The organism is Endozoicomonas sp. SESOKO2 (assembly GCF_024606245.1).
Lineage (GTDB): Bacteria > Pseudomonadota > Gammaproteobacteria > Pseudomonadales > Endozoicomonadaceae > Endozoicomonas_A.
The window spans coordinates 1-8,731 of sequence record NZ_JAHHPQ010000716.1 but is presented as its reverse complement, the minus strand read 5'-3'; the positions used below and the strand labels follow the sequence as shown (position 1 = coordinate 8,731).

General features: G+C 47.2%; 6 protein-coding genes. 5 read left to right on the top strand and 1 reads right to left on the bottom strand.

All coding sequences use genetic code 11. From position 1 onward, the window contains the following. Positions 1 to 426: 426 nt before the first annotated feature. The 4 genes from KDK17_RS17180 to KDK17_RS17165 all read left to right on the top strand — a co-directional run bounded on the left by KDK17_RS17180 (position 427) and on the right by KDK17_RS17165 (position 7,293). Positions 427 to 2,403 carry a hypothetical protein gene (locus KDK17_RS17180; RefSeq protein ID WP_257288646.1) on the top strand — a complete coding sequence of 659 codons (1,977 nt, stop codon included), beginning with the start codon at positions 427 to 429 and terminating at the stop codon, positions 2,401 to 2,403. A gap of 356 nt (positions 2,404 to 2,759) precedes the next feature. After that, positions 2,760 to 4,979, top strand: coding sequence for a hypothetical protein (locus KDK17_RS17175; RefSeq protein ID WP_257280403.1), 2,220 nt, complete (start codon positions 2,760 to 2,762; stop codon positions 4,977 to 4,979). A gap of 292 nt (positions 4,980 to 5,271) precedes the next feature. Next, a complete protein-coding gene (locus tag KDK17_RS17170; protein ID WP_257288645.1) occupies positions 5,272 to 6,528 on the top strand; it encodes a valine--pyruvate transaminase in 1,257 nt (418 codons plus the stop codon). A 309-nt stretch (positions 6,529 to 6,837) separates the two neighbouring features. Beyond that, positions 6,838 to 7,293, top strand: a complete 456-nt coding sequence (locus KDK17_RS17165; protein WP_257288644.1) for a DUF29 domain-containing protein — start codon at positions 6,838 to 6,840, stop codon at positions 7,291 to 7,293. Here the strand turns inward: KDK17_RS17165 and KDK17_RS17160 are convergent. Beyond that, on the bottom strand, positions 7,253 to 7,600 hold the full coding sequence (locus KDK17_RS17160) for a hypothetical protein (protein WP_257280406.1): 348 nt from the start codon (positions 7,598 to 7,600) through the stop codon (positions 7,253 to 7,255). The two genes, KDK17_RS17165 and KDK17_RS17160, sit on opposite strands and share 41 nt — an antisense overlap. Before the next feature lie 183 nt (positions 7,601 to 7,783). On the opposite strand from KDK17_RS17160, the gene KDK17_RS17155 reads away from it, so the two are divergent. Then, positions 7,784 to 8,512 carry a PepSY domain-containing protein gene (locus KDK17_RS17155; RefSeq protein ID WP_257288643.1) on the top strand — a complete coding sequence of 243 codons (729 nt, stop codon included), beginning with the start codon at positions 7,784 to 7,786 and terminating at the stop codon, positions 8,510 to 8,512. Positions 8,513 to 8,731 lie beyond the last annotated feature (219 nt).

Below are 8,731 nucleotides of genomic sequence, written 5' to 3'. Positions count from 1 at the left end.
GCGACAAAGCCATCATACAAATAGATATGGCCACTACAAGTGGCCTGCTGGCGAAGCAGATGAATTATGGAGCCATAATCGACACAGATTAAAATTTTAGTGGGGGTTATTTTTAGCTCTTCAATATGACCATTAATCTTCAATATAAAACGAGTCTCACGCCGCTGGATCTCAGGAGGCTTTGGTTCGCAACTCTATTATCATCTATTTTTCAGTCTATCCTGGTCATAGAACAATCTAAATAATAATGACTTTTATTGTTTATATTCTTACCTGCTACCTATACTCTTCCCTTGGCAAGTAAAGCCATTCTCCCGAATAACGATAGTAACTGGCTGTTATCAGGCCGCTGTCCTGTTTCAGTATGAATAATTGTCTGTACTGGCCATTTTTGTTCTACGACAAATATTGTGTAATGAGGACGTCATGAAGCATTCACTGTCTCTTTTCATTATCACTTTTGTTACGATCCTGTGTTCTGAATCTTCTCCGGCTTTGCCTACCACTTCACCAAGCCTGAGACCTACCTTTAACGACACCCATCATCAAACCACTGCCTCAGCGGGCGATCTGAAGCTTTTCGAGTTGTGCTCAGGTAATATTGAGCATCCGGATCTGCTCACTACGGAGGCCATGAAACAAGCGGCTGTTAAAGCGCTTGAGCAGGTCTCTGCTACCTCTAAACAACTCATCGATCGGTGTGTTATCAAGACCCCGCTCAGAGACAGCTACCTCGACGAAGAAATCGCTGGATTCAATGCCAACAAGTCATGGGAAGATACCACCAGCACCGCCTTTTTACTGGTGGGTGTTGGTATGAAGTCAGAAACGATCATAGCAGAAGAAAGCTGTGCCTCGAAAAAACCGGTTATTGCCGGCCAAAAGGAGGGTCAGCTTTCAGTCTTGCCCAGTAACTGGCTTGAACAATTTCAGATCAAAAAAACCCTTCATTTAAAAACCGGACAGATGCTGATCGGGGTACCACTTGACAGCAGTAACGGTTCATTCGCAGATGGCTATTTTGCTGCCGTACAAAGAAAAATTGAACCCACACATCACTGTAACCCAAGTCACCTCTATGAAGGCTACTACAGGAAAAGTACAACTTATAAAGGGGAGCTTATTCACTTCAGTGGTGCAGGTATCCTGATCACTGGTTTAACCACATTGCCTGCATTACACAATACTTTTGGGGCATACCTTCGCATGAAAGATTATTGTTGGAGAGCAGATGAAGAAAAGTATTTCCACATCACAAGCCACGAGGCGCACAGGGAAATGCTGAAAGGAGAACTGGATCTGAAATCGCTGGAAGTTCCGGATAAAGGTTACATGCTCAATATTTTCGGGAATGAGCTCTTCCAAATCCTTCAGCCCGCCGTTAGCATTTCTCTTGCGGATGAATCCGAAGACGTCGATTCAAGGATGTTTAGCGGCAGAACCCTGGTTGGCTTTTCGAACAATAAAGTCTATTCCTGCTACACAGGTCAGGTTGAAAAGGCCCTGAATATTGATATCGCCTACCAGGATGCCTCACCGCAACCCGAGTTTATCCGGGCCCTGGAATTCAAAAACAATCACATCCTGGGGAATGCACCACAGGCCATGAGCCTCGTTCTTCCCGAACACGTTAAAGCCGACATCAGCAACAATCAGTTTGTAACGACAAAAGTCAGTGCCAGGAGTTCAAGAGGTATTTGCCTTGTCGGCCCGGTCCAGAGCAGAGAGGACTGGCAATTCCCACTGATCGCCAATCTATCGGGCAATCTTATAAAAGGCTATCGGACAGCACTGTCCTTGGCGGGCTATCAGAAGCTAGTGTTGAACTCAAACCAGCTTCTGGGCGATCGGGTGTCCATTGGACGCCATGGGAATCTGACTTTGCCGGTCACACTGGCAGGCGACAAAAACAACCAGTTTAAGGCGGGCGATGACCACCCCTGTTACCAGCTTGAACATACTCATATCATCGGTGGCTTTGTATTTTCCGACGCTACTACTACCTGTCCGGGCAGGCTCACTCCCCCAACAATGTTTACTACCTCATACCCGCAGACATTCAGCTCTGTAAAATCTTCTGACTCTGTCACAACATCGGTTGTACATTCCCAGACAGAAAAACCATCTACCAGAAAACGGCTCACCAGTTCACAAAGACTCGTGACAGGAATTCGGCAAGTCTTCAGCAATGCGACGGAGGCAAGTTATCTTGAGTCCCTTGATGACAAAGTCAGTGATAGTTCGACGAGCCTGAACGTTTGGCAAACCTCGCTGGCAGTCGTTGGCGGGTTAGCTATTGTGCCTACGGCTATTGTTCTCGGTTATTTCAGATACAAAATGAAACTCTATTTACTGACACCTCCTACCGAATGGTACCGCTTGAGGTCTCAAGATGATCTTTAATGGGCACTGAGCAGCAGTTATATTTTGACAGGGGTGATTATCTCCGGTGAAGGTATAAACTTCGCCGCTATGGGTCGAGCGTACTTCTTAATTTCGCCCCTGAAGAGTAATGATTTCAGACATTAATATCCTCCCCCGCCCTGATCAGCTATAGTCTTACGCGAAATGAAAATAATCACTTTTCAAAAAATCCTACCGCCGAATAACACCGACTATACTCTCTTAGCAAATAAAAACATTATCTAACAAAAACAATAGTACCTGCTTGAGATCAAGCTGCAGCCATATTTCGGCATGAATGATTATTAGTACTAACCGTTTTTGTTTTACGACACTTATTGTGTAATGAGGACGCCATGAAATACTTACTGTCTCTCTGCATTATTATTTTTATAACGGCCTTATTTGTTGAATCTTCCCCAGCTTTCCCCACCACTGCAACAACCGCGAGCCCCACTTACAGTGCCACCCAACCTCAAACCACTGCCGCAACAGGCAGACTGGAACTTTCCGAGTTGTGCAAAGGAAAACCCTTAGGCGAGGACCTGCTCACCTCAGAAGCCATGGTACAGGCAACTCTAAAAGCACTCAGGCAAGTCTCTGTCAGGACCAGACAATCCATTGACCGATGTGTTATCTACACCCCGACCGAAAAAAGCTATTTCGACGAAAGCAAAATCAACTACCTCGACGAAAGCATTGATGAGTTCAATTCTGACAGACCATGGGAAGAGACCACCAACACCGCATTTCTTCTGGTGGGTGTCGGCATGAAGTCAGAACCTGTTTCCGCTGGTGAAGACTGCGCTTCGAAACGGCCGGTCATTGCCGGTAGCCACGACGATCTGCCTTCGGTCCTGCCCGGTAGCTGGCTTGAACACTTTCAGGTCAAAGAAACCATCCATTTAAAAGCAGGGCAAATGCTCATCGGGGTGCCACTGGACCGCAGTGACGGTTCATTGGCAGACGGCTATTTTGCTGCCCTGATGAAGAAAATTGAGTACAAACATGACTGCAGAGATGGCGGTTGGTCCTGGTCCAGACGCTACCACCATAACAGCGAAAAAGTTTTTTTCAAAGGTGAGCTGATTCACTTTAACGGTGCAGGCATCCTGATCACGGGTTTGACCACGTTACCTGCACTGGACGCCTTTATGGAAGATGCTGGCAAACATTGCGAAGCTGATTCGAAGATTATCACTACTGCCAGCCACGAAGTGTACACTGAGATGCTGAAAGGAGAGCTGAACCTGAAATCCCTGAAAGTCCCGGCTAATGGCTACATGGCCAATATTTTCAGGAATGAGTTCTTTCAAATCCTTAAGCCTGCCATCAGCCTTTCTCTAGCCGATGAATCGGAAAACGTAGATTCAGCACTGTTCACGAACAGAACCCTGGTTGGCTTTTCGAACAATCAGGTCTATTCCTGCTACAACAAAAAAAATCCCGTTGAAACGGCTGTGGATATTAACCTTACCTACCGGGATACCTCACCCCGAAGCGAGTTTATTCGGGCCATAGAATTCAAGGACAATTACATATTGGGGAATGCGCCAAAAGCCATGAACCTTGCTCTTCCCGAACACGTTACAGTCAGCATTGTCAACAGTGAGTTTGTAACGACAAAAGTCAGTGACGTTAATGCAAAAGGCATTAGCATTCATGGCCCGGACCAGAGCAGCGAAGACTGGCGAGCCCCGTTGACCGTCGATATGACGGGCAATCTTATCAGGGGTTATCAGGCAGCACTGTCTTTGACCGGTTATCAAAAGCTGGTATTGAAATCAAACCAGCTTCTTGGCGAGCTGGTGTCCATAGAACGCCGGAACGATCTGACACTGCCTGTGACACTGTCAGGCGACAGCAACAACCAGTTTAATGCACTCGGTAATGATCCCTGCCACCAGCTTGAACATACTAACATTATCGGTGGCTTTGTATTTTCTGATGGGATCACCTCCTGTCCAGGTAGCTTCACTCACCCAACAATGTTTACTTCATCATTCCGCAGGCTATTCAGCTCGATTAAGTCTATTACTTCTGCTACAACAACCCATGTTAATTCCGGGACACCGAACCCATTAACCTCTGGCTTTTCCTTAAGCACTGAATCTGCTTTGAAATCGATACTGACAAGCTCAGAGAAAAATCTTAAGGGCACATCGTCGCCAACCCACTCAACTCCCTTTAAAAAACGGAGTAACAATACTAAAGATAAAATTTCCAAGGGCAGAAATGCCAGACTTAACGACACCAAGCCCGGTCCATCACCAGCCAGAAACCTGCCCACCCATTCACAAAGTCTTGTGACAGAACTAAAGCCGACCTACAACAATTCAACTCCGGCAAGTCTTGAGTTCTCGGATGGTCGCAGAGGTGGCAGTTCGTCAGGCTTTAAGCCCTGGCAAAAAGCACTGACCGTCGTTGGTGGAGTTTTGGTTTTTGCTGCTGGTATTGCCGCTATCACCTACTACAAGGTCAAAAATAAACGTTCTCCCCAGAAGGAGCCTCTTATCGATATGAAACATATGGATGACCATCTGCAAGTTATGAATGACCCTCTGGCTGAGTTGTAAACGCGTAAACCGTCCGCCGGAACTCCTGTCTCGACTGATACGATGAGGCAGGGTGCAGGACGCAGCGCTAAAAATATCTTATGCACAGCAACACAATCTCAGTTAAACTCCCGAGGTATCTCCTGCCCAAGAGCACAGCACTTTTGCGACAACCTCGCACCCTGACGGCAATTTTCACTCAATAATGCCTCTGGCAGGATATTCCTTTCCGGACTTTACCGCGTAATCAGCGAGAGTCTTTTCGTTTTATGTTGAGCTGTTCACAGCTGTATGCAGATAACCTGAGGCAAGCATGAAGCTTTCCACATTTGGCACTAAATTTACCAGTCATACCGGCATACTCCAGCTTATGGATGATCTGGGCAATGCACTGGCCGGCGGCCAGGATATGATTATGATGGGAGGAGGGAATCCTGCCCATATTCCTGAAGTGGAAGAGGCTTTTCGTCAGCGACTTCAGACAATTCTGGACAGTCAGTCCGAGTTCACCCGACTGATCGGCACCTATGACCCGCCCCAGGGAGAAAAAGAATTTGTTCATGAGACGGCCCGCTTTCTCAACCGTCAGTTTGGCTGGAAACTGGGAGCGGAAAACATTGCCTTGACCAACGGCAGCCAGGCCGCGTTCTTCATGCTCTTCAATATGTTTGCCGGTCATTATGATGATGGCAGCCATCGCTGTATTCAATTGCCACTGGCGCCTGAATATATTGGCTATGGTGACGCAGGTCTGAGCGATAACTTCTTCCTGGCTAACAAGCCTGAAATCAAGATCATCAATGATGACATGTTCAAATATCATGTCGATTTCAGCAGCCTGGAAGTGGATGAACGTACCGGTGCACTTTGTGCTTCCCGTCCGACTACCCCAACCGGTAATGTCCTGACCGACCTGGAAGTCAGCCGACTGGACGAAATGGCCAGAGCCCATGACATTCCCCTGATCATTGACGGTGCCTACGGAACCCCATTCCCAAACCTGATCTTCAGCGATGCCAACCCGGAATGGAATGAGAACACTATTCTCTGCCTCAGTCTTTCCAAACTTGGCCTGCCAGCTGCCAGAACCGGTATCGTTATTGCCAACGAGCAGGTTATCAAAGCATTATCGGGCATCAACGCCATCATGAATCTGGCTCCCAACAGTTTTGGCAGCCTGATCGTGCTGGATATGATCCGTGACGACAGTATCATTGATCTCAGCAAAAATGTGATTCGTCCTTATTATGAAAACAAGGCCAGGTTTGCTTTTTCTTTATTGCAGAAGCATCTCAATGGCGTCAACTGGAAGGTACACACACCGGAAGGTGCCATGTTCCTGTGGCTCTGGTTTGAGGGACTGCCCATCAGCAACCAGGAACTCTACGAACGACTAAAAAAGCGCAACGTTCTGGTAGTCTCCGGCCACTATTTCTTTCCAGGCATCAACGATGACTGGCAGCACAAGCATGAATGCCTGAGGATGACGTATGCTCGCGATAATAAAACCGTAGAGCGTGGTGTTGCTATTATTGCTGAAGAAGTTCGCAAGGCTTGTCAGGGGCAATAATCGGTCCTGATTCTACCGTAAAGCTCTGCTCAAAGTGCGGGGTTTTCAAGTGGTCTTGATGAGCCCCGTGTCAGGTTGAGTGAACCCATCCGGATGAGGCCAAAATAACCAGCGTAATTAAGGTCAATACGGGATTGAGGCCAGCCAGGAGAGGTTTTAAGATGCTTTGCCAGTGAATGGGGGGGGGTTGCACGTTAGGTGACTGCTTGAGGTAATGGGCTTGCAGAATACCTGCTATCTGCCGCCTGTTCACTCTTTCATAAGCCTGATAAACTGAATAGACCGGCTGAGATTGTCTGGAATCACACCATGAATAATGATCAGAAAACACTTTATGTGTCCGACTTCTATAGCTGGACAAAACAGCAGGCTCAACTCATTAAAGAACGCCGGTTCAACGAACTCGATCTCGATAACCTTGCCGAAGAAGTGGAAGGTATGGGGAAGCATGAGCCGTGCTCATTGACCAGTCACTTGATGCAACTGCTCATGCATTTATTAAAATGGCAGTACCAGCCAGAGCGACGTTCAAGAAGCTGGCGCGACTCCATTATTTTGCAAAGAGCCAAGGCTAAAGATGTACTGGATGAAAACCCCGGCCTGAAGCCCAGGAAGGCAGAACTGTACAAAAAAGCCTACAAAAAAGCCGTCGTCCTTGCGGCCAGGCAAACCGAGTTACCCCTTGAAACCTTCCCTTCAGAATGTCCGTGGACGTATGAAGCAGTCATGCACGATGACTTTCTTCCAGAGAATCCGCCTCACTAGCCGCCATGCGCCTGCGGTGCTTGTGCAGGCGGTTGCCTTCACAGTAAGCACAGCCACCGTGATTGTGCCAGAACCATCCCTGTTCAGCGGTGCATCTTTCCATAAACGGTACAGAGCCTGTCTTGGCTTGCGCTTGGTTCGACTCATAATCCCCCGCCATAATCACGGCGGTCACGGTATCGGTACCCTCTAACTCAATCTGCCACCGTGAACCCCGACCGGCAGGCAGACGAAAGCCCCGATCTGAAGTCAGATCAAACTTTGTCTCGAAATTGTCCCCTACAGAGGACTCCGGCTTGCAATCCATCCATTCAAATCTACATTAACAGCTAGTTCCATAGCTCGTTTTTCTTCGCTGAAAACAGAGCCATTCTTGTAAAACGGTTCTTTCAGAAAAGATGTAAATTCATAGTGCGGTTTCATATTCCAGTTTGGACGAGATCCCTTCCAAGGCTTTGCATCTGCAAAGTAAATCCACAGGTACTGTGTCATGTACAAAAGCCAATTCCCGTCACGTCTCGCTCAAGTCTTCACTCTGTCGCTAATCATGTCACTGTTCATAGTAATGGGTAGTCAGGCCGAATCCCCTACACCTGCGGAAGCTAACCATCTGGTGCCATTGGAACAAATCATCAGTCAGATTCGGAAAAAGTACGGTGAGGTCATCATTCAAAACGTTCGTCTTACAGAAGAAGACAGACGCAGGGTCAGGGTCATTGACTTTACTGACAGTAGAAACAGAAACCAGCGTGCAGTCGTTGATGCCCAATCAGGCAAGGTCATTGAAGTTGCCCAATTGCAGACGCCCATGCCGCTGGAAAAAATCATAGAGAAAGTCAAAAGCAAGCATTCTGTTGCGGTCATCCTGAAAACAAGGACCGACATGCGAAATGGCCAGCGGGTTCGAATCATTGACTTTATAGACAAAAAACAAAAGCGCTGGTCTACGACGCTTGATGCCTATACCGGAATGCTCGTTGATGATATCACCTACACAGTGCAACCTCAGGGTAAACTTGTGTCCCTGAGTCAGGTCATAACAAAGGCCAGAGAAACTCACAATAGTATTGTGATTCTGAAAACCCGACTGGCACGCTGGAAGAAACAGCAGGTTCGGGAAATTTATTATCTGGATGAGAGTCGCTTCAAGAAAAGGCTGGTCGTAAATGCCTCTAGTGGAGATGTCATTGAAGATCGCCCCTACCCATCGCCGCTGTAATCGTCTCTATGGAAAGCCTGATGTTACCGGTTTCTGACTTTACTTACGTCAAAGGGAAAAATTCGGTGAATCAGCCAGTCTGGCTTCAACACTAATTTCTTGTGCTCTAACTTGGGCATTACGAGACACGCAACCATTAAATTATCTAATTGATTTATAAAGAAAAACTAGCCACCTGGTTCTTATAGTTGTAAGAAATGACTTTTATCATTGTTTCGT